Raw genomic sequence first — 19,426 nt, 5'->3', positions numbered from 1 at the left:
CCATGCCCGGCGGCGCTTTGCTCAACGCACGTTCGGGACTTCGTAACCCAGCTTGCCCACCTGGTCGGGGTGCTGCGGCACGCGTTTGAGCTTGTCGGTGTTGACGCCGTACTCGTCGCGCAGGCGCTCGGCCAGCTCCTTGTACAGCGCTTTGTCCATGTCCGGCTGGCGCGCGAAGATCCAGGCCATTTCCCGGCCCGGGTAGCCGATCATCGCCCACGAATAGTCCGGGGCCACTTCCAGCACGCGCGAATGGGTCGGCACGATCCGGTAGAACCAGGTGCGCCAGGCGTGGTTGCCGCTGTCGGCGTCGACGCTGGCGCGTGCGCGCACTTCCTGCTGGGGCGCACTGAAGCCATCGCGGTAGCGGTAGACGATGCCCACCTTGTTGTCTTCGCGCAGCGTGTACTCGTTGACGCTGGCCACGTGCCCACGTTCGATGAAGTTCGGCACGCGGCCGATCACATACCACGTGCCCATGAAGCGCTGCAGGTCGATCGGCGCACCATATTCGGATGCCCCCGATGCGCTGGCGCGGGGTGACGGCGGGTCGCTGGCGGCCAGCGCGGGGCCTCCAAGGGACAGAGCCAGCAACACGGCGCAGAACGGGCGGATCGAGGACATGCGGGAGCGAGCTCCATTGGGTGCCCAAGCATGGTCGACTGTGTGTGCTCGATCCGTCAATGGTGTCGCAGCTCTTGAGAAGGCGGCACGCCAAGCTGGCCACCATCGAATCGCCGAGAACGCCCATGAACGCTCGCTCTTCCCGTCGCAACCCTGCTGAACGCGACAGCTTCGCATCCGACCGCCGCCTGCTGCGCAGCGTGCAGCAGCTGGCCCTGGCCGGCCTGGCCCTGGTGCTGGTGTGGCCGGCCGCGCGCGGCAGCAGTGTCTGGCTGGGCTGGCTGCCGCTGTGGCTGGTGGGCATGCCGCTGGCGGCCTGGTGGGCGCTGCTGGGCTGCCCGTTGCCGTTGCGGGCGTGGCTGCGCCGCCTGCGCCAGCCGGGGGTACAGGCCCGTCGCCTGCCGGCGCGCGCGCGTCGCACGCGTACCGCCGCAGCCTGACCTTCGACACGGGGGCGGGCCCGGGGTTCCGTGGTAGCGTTCCAGCGCTTATGACTGCCTGGAACCGCAATGTCACGACTCGCTTCCGCCTGCCTGTTGGCCGGCATGATGACCGCTGCTTCGGTGGGGACCGCCGTGGCCGCTGAAGAAACCGACCGTTACGCCTGGCTGGAGGACGTCACCGGCGACAAGCCGCTGTCCTGGGTCAAGGAACAGAATGCCAAGTCCGAGGGCCGCCTGGCGCAGACCCCGGCCTTCAAGCAGATGGAAGCCAGCATCCGCGAGGTGCTCGATTCGGACGCCAAGATCCCCGGCGTGCAGAAGATCGGCGACTACTACTACAACTTCTGGAAGGACCAGCAGCACGAGCGCGGCCTGTGGCGCCGCACCACCCTGGCCGAGTACCGCAAGGCCTCGCCGCAGTGGGAAACCGTGCTCGACCTGGATGCACTGAACAAGGCCGAGGGCGAGAACTGGGTCTGGCACGGCGCCGACTGCCTGCGCCCGGATTACAGCCGCTGCCTGATCGCGCTGTCGCGCGGCGGCGCCGATGCCGATGTCACCCGCGAATTCGACCTGGCCAACAAGACCTGGATCAAGGACGGCTTCTTCCGCCCCGAATCCAAGGGCGGCCTGGGCTGGATCGACCGCGACTCGGTGTTCGTCTACACCGATTTCGGCGCCGGTTCGATGACCACCTCCGGCTACCCGCGCGTTGCCAAGCTGTGGAAGCGCGGCACGCCGCTGGCGTCGGCCAGCGTGGTCTATGAAGGCAAGCCGGAAGACATGTACATCGCGGCGATGCACGATGACACCCCGGGCTTCGAGCGCAACCTGGTCAGCCGCACGCTGGCGTTCTACAACAACGAGGTCTACCTGCGCGCCGACAACGGCACGCTGACCAAGATCGACGCGCCGAACTCGGCGGAAAAGGGCCTGCACAAGCAGTGGCTGACCCTGGAACTGCGCGACCCGTGGACCGTGGGCGGCAAGACCTACGCCTCCGGTTCGCTGCTGGCGACCCAGCTGGACGATTTCCTGGCGGGCAAGCGTGATTTCGAAGTCCTGTTCACCCCGACCGCGACCACCTCGCTGGCCGGTGCGACCTGGACCAAGAGCCACCTCGTGCTGAACGTGCTGGATGACGTCAAGAACCGCCTGTCGGTGCTGACCCCGGGTGCCAGCGGCTGGCAGAAGAGCGAGTTCGTCGGTGCACCGGCCTTCGGCACCCTGGCCGTGGGCGCGGTGGACAGCAACGACAGCGATGCGGTGTGGCTGACCGCCACCGATTACCTGACCCCGACCACCCTGGCCCTGGCCGAGATCGGCAAGGCCCCGGAAACGCTGAAGACCATGCCGGCCTTCTTCGATGCCGAGGGCAAGGTGATCGAGCAGCACTTCGCCACCAGCAAGGACGGCACCCGCGTGCCGTACTTCGTGGTGCACGACAAGGCGATGAAGCTGGACGGTTCCAACCCGACCCTGCTGTACGGCTACGGTGGCTTCGAGATCTCGCTGACCCCGAGCTACTCCGGTGGCATGGGCCGCGCCTGGCTGGAGAAGGGCGGCGTGTACGTGGTCGCCAACATCCGTGGCGGTGGCGAGTACGGCCCGCGCTGGCACCAGGCGGCACTGAAGCAGAACCGTCACAAGGCCTATGAAGACATGGCCGCGGTGGCGCAGGATCTGGTCAAGCGCAAGATCACCACGGCCAAGCACCTGGGCGTGCAGGGCGGCAGCAACGGTGGCCTGCTCACCGGCAACATGCTCACCCAGTACCCCGAGCTGTTCGGTGCGGTGGTGGTACAGGTGCCGCTGCTGGACATGAAGCGTTACAGCCACCTGTTGGCCGGTGCTTCGTGGATGGCCGAGTACGGCAACCCGGACACCAGCGACTGGGAGTTCATCAAGACCTTCTCGCCGTACCACCTGTTCGACGCGAAGAAGACCTACCCGCCGGTGCTGTTCACCACCTCCACGCGCGATGACCGCGTGCACCCGGGCCACGCCCGCAAGATGGCGGCGAAGATGATCGATGCCGGCAAGGACGTGACCTACTACGAGAACATCGAAGGTGGCCACGGCGGCGCAGCCAACAACGCGCAGGCCGCACACATGTCGGCCCTGGCCTACAGCTTCCTGTGGGAGCGGTTGGGCGGCAAGTAAGCAGAACGGAAAACGCCGCCCCAGGGCGGCGTTTTTCTTTACCGGGTAGCGCCGGGCCATGCCCGGCGAGCGCGTGGCGCTACCGGAATCGCTTCAACCCACGCGCAATGCGCTCCACCGCCTCCTGCAACCGCGGCACTTCCTGCGTATAGGCCAGCCGCACGTGCTGGTTGGCACGATGGAAGCCGAAATCCAGGCCCGGGGTGAACGCCACGTGCTCGGTTTCCAGGAAGTGCGCGCAGAACGCCTGCGCATCATCAGTGAAGGCGCTGACATCGGCATACAGGTAGAACGCGCCCTGCGGCTCCACCTCGATGCGGAAACCCAGCTCGCGCAGTGCGGGCAGCAGGAAATCACGGCGCTGGCGGAACGCCTCGCGGCGCTGCTCGAAGATCGCCATCGATTCCTCGCTGAAACAGGCGAGGGCGGCATGCTGGGCGATGCTCGACGCGCTGATGTACAGGTTCTGCGCCAGCTTCTCCAGATCAGGCACGGCCGCCGGCGGTGCCACCAGCCAGCCGAGCCGCCAGCCGGTCATGCCGAAGTACTTGGAGAAGCTGTTCAACACAAAGGCGCTGTCATCCACCTGCAGCACGCTGGGCGCATCCAGGCCATAGGTCAGGCCGTGGTAGATCTCATCCACCACCAGGTGGCCGCCGCGGGCATGCAGCGATGTCGACAGGGCGGACAGTTCGTCGGCCGACAGCACCGTGCCGGTCGGATTGGCCGGAGAAGCAACCAGCGCACCGACGCTGTCGGCGTTCCAGTGCTGTTCCACCAGCGAGGGCGTCAGCTGGTAGGCGGTATCCGGGCCAACCGGCACCAGCTGCGCGCCGCCTTCCACCAGGCGCAGGAAGTGGCGGTTGCAGGGGTAGCCGGGGTCGGCCAGCAGCCAGTGGCGGCCCGGGTCGACCAGCAGGCTGCTGGCCAGCAGCAGCGCACCGGACCCACCCGGGGTGACCAGGATGCGTTCGGGGTCGATATCCAGCGCGTAGTGGCTGCGATAGAAGCCACTGATGGCCTGGCGCAGGGCCGGCAGGCCGCGCGCGGCGGTGTAGCGGGTGTGGCCGGCGGCCAGTGCGGCTTGGCCGGCGCGCACGACCGGCTCGGCGGTGGTGAAGTCCGGTTCGCCGATCTCCAGGTGGATCACATCGTGGCCCGCCTGTTCCAGCGCCTGCGCGCGGGCCAGCAGGGACATTACGTGGAACGGGGCGATTTCATGGCTGCGCCGGCTGTAGCCCGGCGTGTGGGGCAGGGTACTCATGCGCCCATGGTACGCCGGGCGGCAAGGGTGCGCCGCAGCGGTGGTAGAGTCGAGCTTGCTCGACTGCGGTTGCGGTCAGTCGAGCAAGCTCGACTCTACCTACGCCACGGACGCCATTGCGTAACCGCACCAGGACCCCTATCTCATGAAATCCACCCTCTGCCTGTTGCTTGCCAGCCTGATGACCAGCACCGTTACCGCCGCCACCCCGCCCGTTCCGCCGGATGCCGCCAAGCACCCGCACGTGGTCAAGGCGCCGTTCGGCGCCACCCGCAACGATGACTATTACTGGCTGCGCGACGACAAGCGCGAGAACAAGGACATGCTGGCCTACCTGCAGGCCGAGAATGCCTACACCGACCAGCTGCTGGCGCCGCTGAAGCCGCTGGAAGACACCCTGTACAAGGAAATCGTCGGCCGCATCAAGCAGGACGATGCCAGCGTGCCGGCGCGCGAGCGCGGCTACTGGTACTACAGCCGCTACGAGACCGGCCAGGATTACCCCATCCACGCGCGCCGCAAGGGCAGCATGGATGCCGCCGAGGAAATCCTGCTGGACGTCAATACGATGGCCGCCGGCAAGGGCTACTTCAGCGTCGGTTCGATGGAGGTGAGCCAGGACAACCAGCTGCTGGCCTGGGCCGACGATGATGTCGGCCGCCGCCAGTACACGATCCGCTTCAAGGACCTGGCCACCGGCAAGGTCCTGCCCGACGTCATCACCGGCAGCTCCGGCGACCTGGTCTGGGCCGACGACAACCGCACCGTGCTGTATGTCGAGAACGATCCGGAAACGCTGCTGACCGTGCGGGTGAAGAAGCACGTGCTGGGCACCCCGGCCAGCGCCGACACCGTCGTCTATGAAGAAAAGGACGACAGCTTCTACATGGGCATCGGCCGCACCCGCGATGATCGCTTCATCACCATCGGCGTGCACAGCACCGTGTCCTCGGAAGAGCGCTACGCGCCGGCCAGCGACCCGACCACCTTCACCGTACTGGCGCCGCGCCAGCGTGACGTCGAGTACGACGCCGACCACTACGATGGCCGCTGGGTGATCCGCACCAACGATGGCGCGAAGAACTTCAAGCTGGTCACCGCGCCGACCGATACCACCTCCCGCGCGCAGTGGAAGGACTGGATCGCGCATGACGATGCAGTGTTCATCGAAGGCTTCGAGCTGTTCGATGCGTACACCGCCATCGCCGAGCGTTCCGAAGGCCTGGAGCGCATCCGCCTGCTGTTCAAGGATGGCCGCAGCGATTACGTGAAGGCCGACGAGCCGGCGTACTCTATGGGCCTGGGCGACAACACCGAGGCCGATACGCCGTGGCTGCGTTACGTCTACACCTCGATGACCACCCCGACCACCGTGTTCGAGCTGAACACCGCCACCGGCGAGCGCCGCCAGCTGAAGGTGCAGCCGGTGATCGGCTATGACGCCTCGAAGTACGAAACCGACCGCGTCTGGATCACCGCGCGTGACGGGGTGAAGGTGCCGGTGTCGCTGGTCTACCGCAAGGGCTACCAGAAGGATGGCACGGGCGCGCTGTTCCAGTACGCCTACGGCAGCTACGGCATGTCGATGGACCCGTACTTCAACCAGACGGCGGTGAGCCTGCTCGACCGTGGCGTGGTATATGCCATCGCCCACATCCGCGGCGGCCAGGAAATGGGCCGCGACTGGTACGAGAACGGCAAGCTGCTGCACAAGCAGAACACCTTCAACGACTTCATCGACGTCACCCGCGGCCTGGTCGCCCAGGGCTGGGCGGCGAAGGATCGCGTGGCCGCCTCCGGTGGCAGCGCCGGCGGCCTGCTGATGGGTGCGGTGGCCAACCAGGCGCCGCAGGACTACCGGGTGATGGTGGCGCAGGTGCCGTTCGTCGACGTGGTCACCACCATGCTCGACCCGACCATCCCGCTGACCACCAACGAGTACGACGAGTGGGGCAACCCGGAGCAGAAGCCGTACTACGACTACATGCTGTCCTACTCGCCCTACGACAACGTCAAGCAGCAGGCCTACCCGGCGCTGTTCGTGGGTACCGGCCTGTGGGATTCGCAGGTGCAGTACTGGGAACCGGCCAAGTGGGTGGCCAAGCTGCGTGACGACAACACCGGCCACTACCCGATCGTGTTCCGCACCAACATGGAAGCTGGCCACGGCGGCAAGTCCGGGCGCTTCCAGCGTTACCGCGAGCTGTCCGAGTCGTACGCGTTCGTGCTGCAGCAGCTGGGCATCGTCCAGCCGTGATCGCGACAGGGTGCCGGGCACTGCCTTGCACCCTGAACCGGTATCCTTGCGGCCATGACCGCACCTGCGCCACCGCCTCCGGATGACACCCCGCCACCGCGCGTGGTGCGTTTCCGCTGGGCGTGGTGGCTGCTGGCCTACGCCAGCCTCGGCACCGGCATCGTCGGCATCTTCGTGCCGGGCCTGCCGACCACCGTATTCATCCTGATTTCGGCCTGGGCCGCCTCGCGCGGCTCCGAGCGCCTGCACAACTGGCTGCTGCAGCACCCGCGCTTCGGCCCGGCCATCGCCAACTGGCAGGCGCACGGCGCCGTCAGCCGCTACGGCAAGTGGATGGCCACGATCACCATGGCCGTGTGCGCCGGCATCATGCTGTGGTGCGTGCCGATCGCCTGGGTGAAGTGGTTCTCCATCGGCAGCATGGCCGTGGTGGCAATCTGGCTGTGGACGCGCCCGCTGCCGCCACCGGCGGGGTAGAGTCGACCGTTGGTCGACTGCTCTCCCGGCCGCCGGCGAAAACCCCGCGCTGCGCGCGATAGTCGACCAACGGTCGACTCTACCAACCGCTCAGCCGCCAATGGCTATACTCGGGCGCATGAAGATCCCCCATCGCAACGCCATCCTGATTCCGCTGGCAGCGGCCTCGCTGCTGTTCCTGTCCGCCTGTGGCAACAAGGGCCCGCTGGTACTGCCGCAGAAGCCGGTGCCGGTGGAAGAGACGGTCGAACCGGCCGCCGCGCCCGAAGCCACCCCGGAAGCCACGCCCGAAGCGACCCAGCCGACCAGCGACGGCAGCCCCTCGGTGACCCCGGACCCGATCAAGCCGGTGGACGGTGGGAATGAGTAAGGCCGGCTCCACGGCCCTGCGCTTCAGCAAGATGCATGGCGCGGGCAACGATTTCGTAGTGATCGACCTGCGTGACGGCACGCCGCCGCCCACCCCGCAGCTGGCCGCGCGTCTGGCCGACCGCCATACCGGCGTGGGCTGCGACCAGATCCTGACCATCGAGGCCCCGCGCGCGGAAGGCTCGGTGGCGTCCTACCGGATCTGGAATGCCGATGGCTCCAATTCCGAGCAGTGCGGCAATGGCGCGCGCTGCGTCGCGGCCTGGCTGGTGCGCGAGGGCAGTGCGCAGGGCGAGCGCTTCGTGATCGACAGCCCGCTGGCCAGCCACGACGTGCAGGTGCTGGGCGATGGCCGCTTCTCGGTGGCCATGGGCGTGCCGGCGTTCGAACCGGCGCAGGTGCCGCTGGTGGGCTTCGCCCATCCGCGCGACGAGTACCTGATGCCGTTGCAGGGCGAAACCGTGCGCTTCTCGGCGGTGTCGATGGGCAACCCGCACGCGGTCATCGAAGTGGGCCTGATCGATGCCGCACCGGTCGAGCGCGTCGGCTCGCTGCTGCAGCAGCATGCGTCGTTCCCGCAGTCGGTCAACGTGGGCTTTGCCCAGGTGATCGGCCCGGACCACGCGCGCCTGCGCGTGTACGAGCGGGGCGTCGGCGAAACCCTGGCCTGCGGCAGCGGTGCCTGTGCCGCCGCCGTCACCCTGATGCAGCGCGGCCGCCTGCAGAGCGATGCTCGCATCAGCCTGCCCGGTGGCGAACTTCGCATCCAGTGGCCGGGCGATGGCCAGCCGGTGGTGATGGCCGGCCCGACCGCATTCGTCTTCGAAGGGGAGTGGACCGCATGAGTGAGACCGTCGACAAGCTCGGGGGCCATGACGTCGCTGCGTGGTTGCGGCGGCATCCGGGCTTCCTCAAGCAGTTCCCCGACCTGGCCCTGACCCTGGTGGTGCCGCGCGATGACGGCCCCACCGCGTCGCTGGCCAGCTACCAGCTGGAAGTGCTGCGCGAGAAGAACCGCGAGCTGGCGCGACGGTTGGCCGACCTGGGCGCGACCGCACAGGTCAACGAGCGGTTGGCGGTGCGCACGCACCAGCTGACCCTGGCCCTGATGAAGCAGGACACCGCCGCTGACACCCTGCGTGCAATGGCGGCGTCGCTGCAGGAAGATTTTGCCGGCGACCTGGTGCGCCTGGTGGTGCACGCGCCGGTGGCCGGGCTGGAGCAGGCCGAGTGGCTGCAGGTGATCGCCGCCGACGATGCGCAGCTGGGCCCGTTCCGCGATTGCCTGAAGGACGGCGAGCCGATCTGCGGGCGCCTGCAGCCGGAAAAGAACGCGGTGCTGTACGGCGCGCGCAGCGACGAGGTGCAGACCACCGCACTGCTGCCGTTGCCCGGCATCGGCCTGATCGCCGTCGGCAGCCACGATGCCAACCGCTTCTACCCGGGCATGGGCACGCTGTTCCTGCGCATGATGGGCGATGCCCTGGTGGCTGGCCTGAAGCGCTTCGAGCGCTGAGCGGGGCCGCACGACGATGAGCGCGGTTCAGCACTTCCTGCAGCACCTGCAGGTGGAACGGCGGATGTCGGCGCACACGCTCGATGCCTACCGCCGCGACCTGGATGCACTGTCGGTCTGGGTCGAACCGCGCGGGGTGGCCGTGGAGGCCCTGGACGCCGAAACGCTGCGCCAGTTCGTCGCCGACGAACACCGCCGCGGGCTGTCGGCCAAGAGCCTGCAGCGCCGGCTGTCGGCCTGCCGCAGCTTCTACGCCTGGCTGCTCAAGCACGGGCGCATCGAGGTGAGCCCCGCAGCCACCCTGAAGGCGCCACGCGCACCGCGGCGCCTGCCGCAGGTGCTCGATGCCGATGAAGCCGTGCAACTGGTTGAACTGGAGCCGGAAGGCGAACTCGGCCGCCGCGACCGCGCGCTGCTGGAACTGTTCTATTCCTCCGGCCTGCGCCTGAGCGAAGTGTGTGCGCTGACCTGGCGCGACCTGGATTTCGACAGCGGCCTGGTCAACGTGCTGGGCAAGGGCAACCGCCAGCGCCGGGTGCCGTTCGGCCGCCCCGCACGCGAAGCGCTGCTGGCCTGGCGCGCGGAAAGCGGCGGTGGCCCGGCGACGCCGGTGTTCCCGGGCCGCAACGGGCCGATCAGCCAGCGTGCGGTGCAGATCCGCATCCGCCAGCTGGCCCAGCGCCAGGGCCTGTTCAAGCACGTGCACCCGCACATGCTGCGGCACAGTTTCGCCAGCCACATTCTGGAATCGTCCGGCGACCTGCGGGGCGTGCAGGAGCTGCTTGGCCACGCCGACATCGCCACCACCCAGATCTACACCCATCTGGATTTCCAGCACCTGGCCAAGGTCTACGACGCCGCGCACCCGCGCGCCAAGCGCCGCAGCAAGGACGGGTAGCGCCGGGCCATGCCCGGCGGGCGCGATGGCCTCCGCTTGATCTGCATCAGGGCAGGGCGGGGCACAGTGGCGCATCGTGGCCGCAGGCCACGAGGAACCGCCGCCATGGCAAAGCCCATTCCGCTGCATCCCAAGCATCCCGAGCGTATCTGCTGGGGCTGCGACCGCTACTGCGCGGCCGACGCGCTGGCCTGCGGCAATGGCTCCGGCCGCACCCAGCACCCCATCGAAACCCAGGGCGAGGACTGGTACCTCGCCTGGGGCATCGAACCCAATCCGGACCGGCTTTCGCATGCCAAGCGCTGAACGGCAGCCATCCGCGCAGGCTTGATCGCTCCCGGCGCTGTCCCCATGTCCCGTGAACAGCTATCGGAGGCCGCATGGACCCCAGTCAGAATCCCACTGTTTTTCACGCCACCACCATCGTCTGCGTCCGTCGCGGCGAGCATGTGGCCATTGCTGGCGATGGCCAGGTCACGCTGGGTCACACGGTGATGAAGGGCAATGCGCGCAAGGTGCGCCGCCTTGGCCGCGACGGCCAGGTGCTGGCCGGCTTCGCCGGTGCCGCCGCCGATGCCTTCACCCTGTTCGAGCTGTTCGAGGCCAAGCTGGAAAAGCATGGCCAGCTGCAGCGCGCCGCCGTCGAGCTGGCCAAGGATTGGCGTACCGAACGCCGCCTGGGCAAGCTGGAAGCCCTGCTGGCGGTGGCCGACAAGGAAACCTCGCTGATCATCAGCGGCACCGGTGATGTGATCGAGCCGGAGGACGGCATCATCGCCATCGGTTCCGGTGGTTCCTATGCCCTGTCGGCCGCGCGCGCACTGATGGCGCACACCGAACTGGATGCGCGCACGATTGCCAGCGAAGCGATCGGCATCGCCGGCGACATCTGCATCTACACCAACCGCAACGTGGTGGTCGAGGAGCTGTAACGCTCCCCGATCCGCCGGGCATGGCCCGGCGCTACCGACAACGAATTCGTGAGCACATCCATGTCGAAGATCGAAGTTTCCTCCGCCACCATGACCCCGCGCGAGATCGTGCAGGAACTGGACCGGCACATCGTCGGCCAGCACGACGCCAAGCGCGCGGTGGCCATCGCCCTGCGCAACCGCTGGCGCCGCATGCAGCTGGTGCCTGAGCTGCGCAATGAAGTGATGCCGAAGAACATCCTGATGATCGGCCCGACCGGTGTCGGCAAGACCGAGATCGCGCGCCGCCTGGCCACCCTGGCCAACGCGCCGTTCGTGAAGGTCGAAGCGACCCGCTTCACCGAAGTGGGCTACGTCGGCAAGGACGTCGAGCAGATCATCCGCGACCTGGCCGATACCGCGGTCAAGCTTTACCGCGAGCAGGCCAAGGTGCGCGTGCGTACCCAGGCCGAAGAACGCGCCGAAGACCGCATCCTCGACGCACTGCTGCCGCGCCGCAGCGGCGGCATTGGTTTCGACCCGGAAGTGGCCCGCAACGAGCCGTCGGCGCAGGACAACGAGACCCGCATCAAGTTCCGCAAGATGCTGCGCAACGGCGAGCTGGACGATCGCGAGATCGAGCTTGACCTGGCGGCCAACGTCAGCATGGACATCATGACCCCGCCGGGCATGGAAGAAATGGGCCAGCAGCTGAAGTCGATGTTCGCCAACCTCGGCGGCGGCGCCAAGGCGCACAAGCGCACGCTGGCCATCAAGGCCGCGCGCCCGCTCCTGGTGGAAGAAGAGGCCGGCAAGCTGGTCAACGAGGACGATATCCGCACGGCGGCGATCGAAGCCTGCGAACAGCACGGCATCGTCTTCATCGACGAGATCGACAAGGTCGCCAAGCGTGGCGACAACGTGGGCGGTGGTGATGTATCGCGCGAAGGCGTGCAGCGCGACCTGCTGCCGCTGGTGGAAGGCTCCAATGTGTCCACCAAGTACGGCACGATCAAGACCGACCACATCCTGTTCATTGCCTCGGGCGCGTTCCACCTGGCCAAGCCCAGCGACCTGATTCCGGAACTGCAGGGCCGTTTCCCGATCCGCGTGGAGCTGGGCGCGCTGAGCAAGAACGATTTCGTGCGCATCCTGACCGAGCCGAAGGCCGCGCTGACCAAGCAGTACGAAGCGCTGCTGGCCACCGAAGGCGTCAAGGTCAGCTTCACCGCCGATGCCATCGACCGCCTGGCCGAGATCGCGTTCCAGGTGAACGAGCGCCAGGAAAACATCGGTGCCCGCCGCCTGCACACCGTGCTCGAACGCCTGCTGGATTCGCTCAGCTACGAGGCGCCGGACCGCGACGGCGAAACCCTGGCCATCGACAGCGCCTACGTCGATGCACACCTGGGTGAGCTGGTGCAGGACCCGGACCTGAGCCGCTACATCCTGTAATGCCAGGCGGGGTCGGATCCCTCGCATCGCGAGGGCTCCGACCCCAAGCCCAGCAACAGAAAAGGCCGCCGAAAGGCGGCCTTCTTTGTTTGCGCGTACGACATCCACGCATGGCGTGGATCTACTGCCGGGCGGTGCCCGGCGGATCCGACCCTACGGCAGCGGCTCGGGAATCGAGCCCGGCACGAACACGCCTTCCTTCACGTAGGCGGTCAGCGTCATATCCAGCGCGAGCATGCCGTCGCGCTTGAGGTCCATCAGTTCCGGTTCGACCATCGCCCCGTGCAGCACGCCCAGCACGGTGGCGTGCAGCATGCGCGCGGCGATCTTCGGGTCGGCGCCGTCGCGCAGCTGGCCCAGGTCCTGCGCCCGGCGCAGGGCGCGCTCCATCCGGTCCAGCGCATCGCGGAAGCCGGACTGCTGCAGCTCGGCCAGCGCCCGGCTTTCCGAGGAGGCATCGCTGCGCAGCATGATTTCCATGGTCTTGCGCAGGCGCTCGTCTTCGGACAGTTCGATGAACGAGTAGATCATCACCGCGCGCAGGTCGTGGATCGGCGTCCGCCGTTCGTCGCTGGAGGTGCGCTCCAGTTCCTGCATGAAGGGCAGGTGCACCCGCTGGATGATCGCGGCCAGCACCTCGGTCTTGTTCTTGAAGTGCCAGTAGACCGCGCCACGGGTATAGCCGGCGCGGGCGCCGATCATCTCCAGCGTGGTCCGGGCCACGCCGTGTTCATGGAAGCAGGCCTCGGCCGCATCAAGGATGCCTACGCGGGTTGCCTCGGTGTCTTCTTTGGTCTTGCGCGCCATGGGTCGGAGAGTGGGTACCAGTGCCGGTGAAACCTGGCTGAATTGTACCGCTTTACAAACAAACAAGCATGTATGTATATTTCACCCCCATGCTCCCCGTCGTGTATGCGCGCCTGCTGATGCCTGCGCCGTGCGCGGGGATGCCTGCCCGCTGCGACAACCGCGCCCCAGGACCGGGATGCGGCTGCGTATCACGGCAAGCTGAGAATCTTTTCCCTTCCCCGAGCCCCAGCCCCATGCCCCTGACCCGAATCCGCCCCTTCCTGCTGTCGCTGGCCATCGCCGCGACCGTGGCCGCCTGCGGTGGCCAACCCGAACAGCCCGAGCAGGGCCCCGGCCAGGTGACCGTGGTCACCCTGAAGTCGGAAAGCGTGGGCCTGACCCGCGAACTGCCGGGCCGCACCAATGCCTTCCTGGTGGCCGAAGTCCGCCCGCAGGTCAGTGGCATCGTCGCCAAGCGCCTGTTCACTGAAGGCGGCCTGGTGAAGGAAGGGCAGCCGCTGTACCAGATCGAAGACGCCAGCTACCGCGCCCAGGCCAACAGCGCCCGCGCCCAGCTGGCCCGTGCCGAGGCCACCGCCAACGCCGCGCGCCTGAGCGCCAAGCGCATCACCGAGCTGGCCAAGGTCGATGCGGTCAGCCAGCAGGACCTGGAAAACGCCATCGCCACGCAGAAGCAGGCCGAGGCCGACGTCGGTGCCGCCAAGGCCGCGCTGGACGCGGCCAACGTCACCCTCGGCTATGCCCGCATCACCGCGCCGATCAGCGGCCGCATCGGCAAGTCCAGCGTCACCCAGGGCGCGCTGGTCAGTGTCGGCCAGGCCGACGCGCTGGCCACCGTGCAGCAGCTCACCCCGATCTACGTCGACCTGACCCAGTCCTCGGCCGAGCTGCTGCAGCTGCGCCGCGAACTGGCCGCTGGCCGCCTGCAGGACAACCAGACCCTGCCGGTCACCATCCTGCTGGAAGACGGCAGCGAGTTCCCGCACAAGGGCGCGCTGGAGTTCTCCGAAGTGAGCGTCGACCCGACCACCGGCAGCTACGCGCTGCGGGTGAAGGTGGACAACCCCGAGGGCCTGCTGATGCCGGGCATGTACGTGCGCGCGGTGATCGGCGGCGGCGTGCGCGCCGATGCCGTGCTGGTGCCGATGCAGGGCATCGCCCGCGATGCCAAGGGCGATACCAGCGCCATGGTGGTCGGCAAGGACAACAAGGTCGAAGTGCGCCCGGTGAAGGTCAGCCGCGCGCTGGCCGACAAGTGGCTGGTCGAGGACGGCCTGCAGCCGGGTGACAAGGTCATCGTCGAAGGCCTGCAGAAGATCGGCCCCGGCATGCCCGTGCAGGCCACCGAGAAGGGCGCCGCCCCGGCACAGCCGGACGCCGCCCCGCAGCCTGCCGCCCAGCCGGCCGGCGAAGCGAAGTAAGCGGAGAATTCCATGGCACGTTTTTTCATTGATCGACCCATCTTCGCGTGGGTGATCGCCATCATCATCATGCTGGCCGGTGCGCTGGCGGTGATGAAGCTGCCGGTGTCGATGTATCCGGAGGTCGCCCCGCCGGCCGTCGAGATCAGCGCCACCTACCCGGGTGCATCGGCCAAGGTGGTCGAGGACTCGGTGACGCAGATCATCGAGCAGAACATGAAGGGCCTGGACGGCCTGATCTACTTCTCCTCCAACAGCTCGGCCAACGGCCAGGCCACCATCACCCTCACCTTCGAAGCCGGTACCAACCCGGATATCGCCCAGGTGCAGGTGCAGAACAAGCTGCAGCTGGCCATGCCGCTGCTGCCGCAGGAAGTGCAGCGGCAGGGCATCAACGTGGCCAAGTCCAGCAGCGGCTTCCTGCAGGTGCTCGGCTTCGTGTCCAACGATGGCAGCATGGATGCCAACGACATCGCCGACTACGTGGGCTCCAATGTCGTCGACACGCTCAGCCGCGTGCCGGGCGTGGGCAACATCCAGGTGTTCGGTGGCAAGTACGCCATGCGCATCTGGCTGGATCCGAACAAGCTGCACACCTACAAGCTGTCGGTCGATGAAGTGACCGCGGCGATCACCGCACAGAACGCACAGGTGGCCATCGGCCAGCTGGGCGGCGCGCCGTCGGTGAAGGGCCAGCAGCTCAACGCCACGATCAACGCGCAGGACCGCCTGCAGACCCCGGAACAGTTCCGCAACATCCTGGTGCGTGGCGGCACCGATGGCAGCGAACTGCGCCTGGGCGACGTCGCCCGTGTCGAACTGGGTGCGGAAAGCTACGACTTCGTCACCCGCTACAACGGCAAGCCGTCCACCGGCATCGCCATCACCCTGGCCACCGGCGCCAACGCGCTGGCCACCGCTGAGGGCGTGCGCACCGCGCTGGACGAGATGAAGGCCAGCTTCCCGGCCGGCCTGGAAACCGTCGTGCCCTACGACACCACCCCGTTCGTGCAGGTCTCGATCAAGGGCGTCATCAAGACCCTGATCGAAGCGATCGTGCTGGTGTTCGTGGTGATGTACCTGTTCCTGCAGAACTTCCGCGCCACCCTCATCCCGACCATCGCCGTGCCGGTGGTGCTGCTGGGCACCTTCGGCGTGCTGGCCATGCTCGGCTTCTCGGTCAACATGCTGACCATGTTCGCCATGGTGCTGGCCATCGGCCTGCTGGTGGACGATGCCATCGTGGTGGTGGAGAACGTCGAGCGCATCATGTCCGAAGAGGGCCTGTCGCCGCTGGAAGCCACCCGCAAGTCGATGGGCCAGATCACCGGCGCGCTGGTGGGCATCGGCCTGGTGCTGTCGGCGGTGTTCGTGCCGATGGCCTTCATGAGCGGCTCCACCGGCATCATCTACCGCCAGTTCTCGGCCACGATCGTCTCGGCCATGGCGCTGTCGGTGCTGGTGGCCATCGTGCTGACCCCGGCGCTGTGCGCGACCATGCTCAAGCCGCTGAAGAAGGGCGAGCACCATGTCGCCCACAGCGGCCTGCTGGGCCGTTTCTTCAACGGCTTCAACCGTGGCTTCGACCGTTCCAGCGAAACCTACCAGCGCGGCGTGAAGGGCATCATCCATCGCCCGTGGCGCTTCATGGGCATCTTCGTGGCCCTGGCCGTGGTGATGGGCGTGCTGTTCGCGCGCCTGCCCAGCTCGTTCCTGCCCAATGAAGACCAGGGCATCATGATGGCGCTGGTGCAGACCCCGGTCGGCGCCACCCAGGAACGCACCCTGGAAGCGATGGCCAAGCTGGAAGACCACTTCCTGAAGAACGAAGCCGATGCGGTCGAGTCCATCTTCGCCGTGCAGGGCTTCAGCTTCGCCGGCATGGGCCAGAACGCGGGCATGGCCTTCGTCAAGCTGAAGGACTGGAAGGAGCGCGACGCCGACCACAGCGTGGGTGCGATCACCGGGCGTGCAATGGGCGCGCTGGGCCAGATCAAGGACGCCTTCATCTTCGCCTTCCCGCCGCCGGCCATGCCGGAGCTGGGCATCGGTTCGGGTTACACGTTCTTCCTGAAGGACACCAGCGGCAAGGGCCACGACGCCCTGCTGGCCGCGCGCAACCAGCTGCTGGGTGCGGCGGGCCAGAGCAAGCTGCTGGCCAACGTGCGTCCCAACGGCCAGGAAGACACGCCGCAGCTGCGCATCGACGTGGACGTGGAAAAGGCCAACGCCCTGGGCTTGTCGGTCAGCTCGATCAACAACACCCTGGCCGCGGCGTGGGGCAGCAGCTACATCGATGACTTCATCGACCGTGGACGCGTCAAGCGCGTGTACGTGATGGCCGATGCACCGTTCCGCATGAACCCGGACGACTTCAACGTCTGGTCGGTGAAGAACGGGCAGGGCGAGATGGTGCCGTTCAGTGCCTTCGCCTCCAAGCGCTGGGACTACGGTTCGCCGCGCCTGGAACGCTACAACGGCGTGTCGGCGATGGAGATCCAGGGCGAGCCCGCCGCGGGCGTGGCCTCTGGTGATGCCATGGCCGAGATCGAGCGCATCGCCAAGGACCTGCCGACCGGCTTCGAGATCGAGTGGACCGCGCTGTCCTACCAGGAACGCCAGGCCGGTTCGCAGACGCCGCTGCTGTACACGCTGTCGCTGCTGATCGTGTTCCTGTGCCTTGCCGCGCTGTATGAAAGCTGGAGCGTGCCGACCTCGGTGCTGCTGGTGGCGCCGCTGGGCATCCTCGGTGCGGTGCTGGCCAACACCTTCCGCGGCATGGAGCGCGACATCTACTTCCAGGTGGCGATGCTGACCACGGTGGGCCTGACCAGCAAGAACGCGATCCTGATCGTCGAATTTGCCAAGGAAAACCTGGAGAAGGGCGCAGGCCTGATCGAAGCGACGATGCATGCGGTGCGCGACCGCCTGCGCCCGATCATCATGACCTCGCTGGCCTTCGGCCTGGGCGTGCTGCCGCTGGCCATCGCCTCCGGTGCGGGTTCCGGTGCGCAGCGCGCCATCGGTACCGGCGTGCTGGGCGGCATGCTGGTGGGCACCGTGATGGGTGTGTTCTTCATCCCGCTGTTCTTCGTGGTGGTGCAGCGCGTGTTCAACCGCAACAAGGGCAACGGGAGTGGCACGCCGCCGGCCCCGCGCGATGACGCTGCCCATGGAGGTTCCCATGAATAAGACCCCCTTGCTGCTGGCGCTCGTCGCCAGCCTGGGCCTGGCCGGCTGTTCGACCCTGGCGCCGAAGGACACCGCCGTTGCTCCGGGCATTCCGGCGCAGTGGCCGGCCGAGGCCAGCCAGGGCGAAGTCACCGATGTTGCTGCACTGGGCTGGCGTGACTTCTTCGCCGATGAGCGCCTGCAGCAGGTGATCGGCCAGGCGCTGGACAACAACCGCGACCTGCGCGTGGCCGTGCTGAACGTGGAAAAGGCACGCGGCCAGTACCGCGTGCAGCGCGCCGACCGCGTGCCCGGCCTGGCCGCCACCGGCCAGATGGAACGGCAGGGCACCAACGCGGGCGTCACCGAGCAGTTCACCGCTGGCGTGGGCGTGGCCGATTTCGAGCTGGATCTGTTCGGCCGCGTGCGCAACCTCAGCGAGTCTGCGTTGCAGCAGTACTTCGCCGTGGCCGCCAACCGCCGCAACGCGCAGCTGAGCCTGGTGGCCGAGACCGCCACCGCCTGGCTGACCTACGGTGCCGATGCGCAGCAGCTGAGGATTTCCGAGGCAACGCTGAAGACCTACGAGGATTCGCTGCGCCTGGCCGAGGCCCGCCATGAACGCGGCGGCAGTTCCGGTCTGGAACTGAGCCAGACCCGCACGCTGGTGGAAACCGCGCGTACCGATGCCGCCCGCCTGCGCGGGCAGCTGGCCCAGGACCGCAACGCGCTGGCGCTGCTGGCCGGTGGCCAGGTCGATGCGGACCTGCTGCCGGACAGCATCGAACCGCAGCTGCTGGCCCTGGCCCCGCCGCCGGCGGGCCTGCCCAGCGACGTGCTGCTGCAGCGCCCGGACATCATGGCCGCCGAACACCAGCTGCTGGCGGCAAACGCCAACATCGGTGCCGCGCGCGCCGCGTTCTTCCCCAGCATCACCCTGACCGGCAGCATCGGCAGTGGCTCGGGCGAACTGTCCAACCTGTTCGACAGCGGCACCCGCGTGTGGAGTTTCCTGCCGAAGATCACCCTGCCGATCTTCCAGGGCGGCAAGCTGCGCGCGAACCTGGCCGTGGCCAATGCGGACCGCGATATCGCCCTGGCGCAGTACGAGAAGGCGATCCAGAGCGGTTTCCGCGAAACCTCCGACGCGCTGGCGCTGAATGTCAGCCTGGACGAGCAGGTGAGCGCGCAGCAGCGCCTGGTGGATGCGGCCGAAACGGCCAACCGCCTGTCGCAGGCACGCTATGACGCCGGCCTGGACAGCTTCGTGACCCTGCTGGACGCACGCCGTACCGCCTACAGCGCGCAGCAGACGCGCCTGCAGACGGAGCTGGCCCAGCAGACCAACCGCATCACCCTGTACAAGGTACTGGGCGGCGGCTGGCACGAGCGCGGGTAAACCCCGGTAGCGCCGGGCCACGCCCGGCGGCCTTGTTTCCGGCGTTCATTGCATCGCATGCGGGACCGCGCTTCGCACTCGCCGGGCATGGCCCGGCGCTACCAGGCGGGGTGATCCCGGTAGCGCCGGGCCGTGCCCGGCGGCTTTGCTTTTGGCATTCATTGCATCGCATGCGGGACCGCGCTTCGCGCTCGCCGGGCATGGCCCGGCGCTACCAGGCGGGGTGGTCCCGGTAGCGCCGGGCCGTG

17 protein-coding genes are annotated in these 19,426 nt (G+C 67.5%); 14 read left to right on the top strand and 3 right to left on the bottom strand.

The window, feature by feature from the left end; all coding sequences use genetic code 11:
- Window positions 1-21: 21 nt before the first annotated feature.
- Complete coding sequence (locus C1926_RS08455; RefSeq protein WP_108758873.1) at window positions 22-624, bottom strand: lipocalin family protein; 603 nt, start codon at window positions 622-624, stop codon at window positions 22-24.
- Window positions 625-749: 125 nt separating this feature from the next.
- Here C1926_RS08455 and C1926_RS08450 point away from each other — a divergent pair, with 125 nt between their 5' ends.
- Window positions 750-1,064 carry a hypothetical protein gene (locus tag C1926_RS08450; protein WP_108747401.1) on the top strand — a complete coding sequence of 105 codons (315 nt, stop codon included), beginning with the start codon at window positions 750-752 and terminating at the stop codon, window positions 1,062-1,064.
- Window positions 1,065-1,133: 69 nt separating this feature from the next.
- On the top strand, window positions 1,134-3,230 hold the full coding sequence (locus C1926_RS08445; protein ID WP_079223446.1) for a prolyl oligopeptidase family serine peptidase: 2,097 nt from the start codon (window positions 1,134-1,136) through the stop codon (window positions 3,228-3,230).
- A gap of 79 nt (window positions 3,231-3,309) precedes the next feature.
- On the opposite strand, the gene C1926_RS08440 is transcribed toward C1926_RS08445, so the two are convergent.
- Complete coding sequence (locus tag C1926_RS08440) at window positions 3,310-4,494, bottom strand: pyridoxal phosphate-dependent aminotransferase (protein WP_108758872.1); 1,185 nt, start codon at window positions 4,492-4,494, stop codon at window positions 3,310-3,312.
- Between the two features lie 145 nt (window positions 4,495-4,639).
- Between C1926_RS08440 and C1926_RS08435 the strand changes: the two genes are divergently transcribed.
- The 9 genes from C1926_RS08435 (at window position 4,640) to hslU (ending at window position 12,377) form a co-directional block, all read left to right on the top strand.
- Window positions 4,640-6,751, top strand: coding sequence for a S9 family peptidase (locus C1926_RS08435; protein WP_079223442.1), 2,112 nt, complete (start codon window positions 4,640-4,642; stop codon window positions 6,749-6,751).
- A gap of 54 nt (window positions 6,752-6,805) precedes the next feature.
- The gene (locus C1926_RS08430; RefSeq protein WP_079223441.1) at window positions 6,806-7,228 is read left to right on the top strand and encodes a YbaN family protein; all 423 of its coding nucleotides are present in this window, start codon (window positions 6,806-6,808) and stop codon (window positions 7,226-7,228) included.
- Between the two features lie 118 nt (window positions 7,229-7,346).
- Window positions 7,347-7,598: a lipoprotein gene (locus C1926_RS08425; RefSeq protein ID WP_108758871.1), complete on the top strand. Its 252-nt coding sequence runs from the start codon at window positions 7,347-7,349 to the stop codon at window positions 7,596-7,598.
- Window positions 7,591-8,442 carry a diaminopimelate epimerase gene (gene dapF, locus C1926_RS08420; protein WP_108758870.1) on the top strand — a complete coding sequence of 284 codons (852 nt, stop codon included), beginning with the start codon at window positions 7,591-7,593 and terminating at the stop codon, window positions 8,440-8,442. The genes C1926_RS08425 and dapF overlap by 8 nt, the downstream gene beginning before the upstream one ends.
- A complete protein-coding gene (locus C1926_RS08415; RefSeq protein WP_079223435.1) occupies window positions 8,439-9,113 on the top strand; it encodes a DUF484 family protein in 675 nt (224 codons plus the stop codon). The genes dapF and C1926_RS08415 overlap by 4 nt, the downstream gene beginning before the upstream one ends.
- A 16-nt stretch (window positions 9,114-9,129) precedes the next feature.
- Window positions 9,130-10,011 carry a tyrosine recombinase XerC gene (gene xerC / locus C1926_RS08410; protein WP_079223433.1) on the top strand — a complete coding sequence of 294 codons (882 nt, stop codon included), beginning with the start codon at window positions 9,130-9,132 and terminating at the stop codon, window positions 10,009-10,011.
- Window positions 10,012-10,116: 105 nt separating this feature from the next.
- Window positions 10,117-10,317, top strand: a complete 201-nt coding sequence (locus C1926_RS08405; RefSeq protein WP_108758869.1) for a DUF3079 domain-containing protein — start codon at window positions 10,117-10,119, stop codon at window positions 10,315-10,317.
- A 74-nt stretch (window positions 10,318-10,391) separates the two neighbouring features.
- Window positions 10,392-10,943, top strand: coding sequence for an ATP-dependent protease subunit HslV (gene hslV / locus C1926_RS08400; protein WP_108758868.1), 552 nt, complete (start codon window positions 10,392-10,394; stop codon window positions 10,941-10,943).
- Between the two features lie 60 nt (window positions 10,944-11,003).
- On the top strand, window positions 11,004-12,377 hold the full coding sequence (hslU, locus tag C1926_RS08395; protein ID WP_108758867.1) for an ATP-dependent protease ATPase subunit HslU: 1,374 nt from the start codon (window positions 11,004-11,006) through the stop codon (window positions 12,375-12,377).
- Window positions 12,378-12,530: 153 nt separating this feature from the next.
- Here the strand turns inward: hslU and C1926_RS08390 are convergent, their stop codons facing one another.
- Complete coding sequence (locus C1926_RS08390; protein WP_108747397.1) at window positions 12,531-13,184, bottom strand: TetR family transcriptional regulator; 654 nt, start codon at window positions 13,182-13,184, stop codon at window positions 12,531-12,533.
- A 236-nt stretch (window positions 13,185-13,420) separates the two neighbouring features.
- Here C1926_RS08390 and smeD point away from each other — a divergent pair, with 236 nt between their 5' ends.
- From smeD to smeF, 3 genes are read left to right on the top strand one after another with little or no spacing between them, the layout of a single operon-like run.
- Window positions 13,421-14,608, top strand: a complete 1,188-nt coding sequence (smeD, locus tag C1926_RS08385) for a multidrug efflux RND transporter periplasmic adaptor subunit SmeD (RefSeq protein WP_108758866.1) — start codon at window positions 13,421-13,423, stop codon at window positions 14,606-14,608.
- A 12-nt stretch (window positions 14,609-14,620) separates the two neighbouring features.
- A complete protein-coding gene (gene smeE / locus C1926_RS08380) occupies window positions 14,621-17,800 on the top strand; it encodes a multidrug efflux RND transporter permease subunit SmeE (RefSeq protein WP_254057385.1) in 3,180 nt (1,059 codons plus the stop codon).
- Entirely contained in the window at window positions 17,781-19,178 is a 1,398-nt protein-coding gene (smeF, locus tag C1926_RS08375) for a multidrug efflux RND transporter outer membrane subunit SmeF (RefSeq protein WP_159095051.1), read from the top strand. The genes smeE and smeF overlap by 20 nt, the downstream gene beginning before the upstream one ends.
- Window positions 19,179-19,426 lie beyond the last annotated feature (248 nt).

Origin of the sequence: Stenotrophomonas sp. ZAC14A_NAIMI4_1, assembly GCF_003086915.1 — a bacterium.
GTDB lineage: Bacteria > Pseudomonadota > Gammaproteobacteria > Xanthomonadales > Xanthomonadaceae > Stenotrophomonas.
Note: the sequence above shows the minus strand (reverse complement) of the source record. Positions and strands in the feature narration are given on the sequence as shown.

Bases quoted from the DNA above. Each gene is read 5' to 3' on its own strand.
- C1926_RS08455 (WP_108758873.1), bottom strand. From the start codon at position 624: ATGTCCTCGATCCGCCCGTTCTGCGCCGTGTTGCTGGCTCTGTCCCTT.
- C1926_RS08450 (WP_108747401.1), top strand. From the start codon at position 750: ATGAACGCTCGCTCTTCCCGTCGCAACCCTGCTGAACGCGACAGCTTC.
- C1926_RS08445 (WP_079223446.1), top strand. From the start codon at position 1,134: ATGTCACGACTCGCTTCCGCCTGCCTGTTGGCCGGCATGATGACCGCT.
- C1926_RS08440 (WP_108758872.1), bottom strand. From the start codon at position 4,494: ATGAGTACCCTGCCCCACACGCCGGGCTACAGCCGGCGCAGCCATGAA.
- C1926_RS08435 (WP_079223442.1), top strand. From the start codon at position 4,640: ATGAAATCCACCCTCTGCCTGTTGCTTGCCAGCCTGATGACCAGCACC.
- C1926_RS08430 (WP_079223441.1), top strand. From the start codon at position 6,806: ATGACCGCACCTGCGCCACCGCCTCCGGATGACACCCCGCCACCGCGC.
- C1926_RS08425 (WP_108758871.1), top strand. From the start codon at position 7,347: ATGAAGATCCCCCATCGCAACGCCATCCTGATTCCGCTGGCAGCGGCC.
- dapF (WP_108758870.1), top strand. From the start codon at position 7,591: ATGAGTAAGGCCGGCTCCACGGCCCTGCGCTTCAGCAAGATGCATGGC.
- C1926_RS08415 (WP_079223435.1), top strand. From the start codon at position 8,439: ATGAGTGAGACCGTCGACAAGCTCGGGGGCCATGACGTCGCTGCGTGG.
- xerC (WP_079223433.1), top strand. From the start codon at position 9,130: ATGAGCGCGGTTCAGCACTTCCTGCAGCACCTGCAGGTGGAACGGCGG.
- C1926_RS08405 (WP_108758869.1), top strand. From the start codon at position 10,117: ATGGCAAAGCCCATTCCGCTGCATCCCAAGCATCCCGAGCGTATCTGC.
- hslV (WP_108758868.1), top strand. From the start codon at position 10,392: ATGGACCCCAGTCAGAATCCCACTGTTTTTCACGCCACCACCATCGTC.
- hslU (WP_108758867.1), top strand. From the start codon at position 11,004: ATGTCGAAGATCGAAGTTTCCTCCGCCACCATGACCCCGCGCGAGATC.
- C1926_RS08390 (WP_108747397.1), bottom strand. From the start codon at position 13,184: ATGGCGCGCAAGACCAAAGAAGACACCGAGGCAACCCGCGTAGGCATC.
- smeD (WP_108758866.1), top strand. From the start codon at position 13,421: ATGCCCCTGACCCGAATCCGCCCCTTCCTGCTGTCGCTGGCCATCGCC.
- smeE (WP_254057385.1), top strand. From the start codon at position 14,621: ATGGCACGTTTTTTCATTGATCGACCCATCTTCGCGTGGGTGATCGCC.
- smeF (WP_159095051.1), top strand. From the start codon at position 17,781: ATGGAGGTTCCCATGAATAAGACCCCCTTGCTGCTGGCGCTCGTCGCC.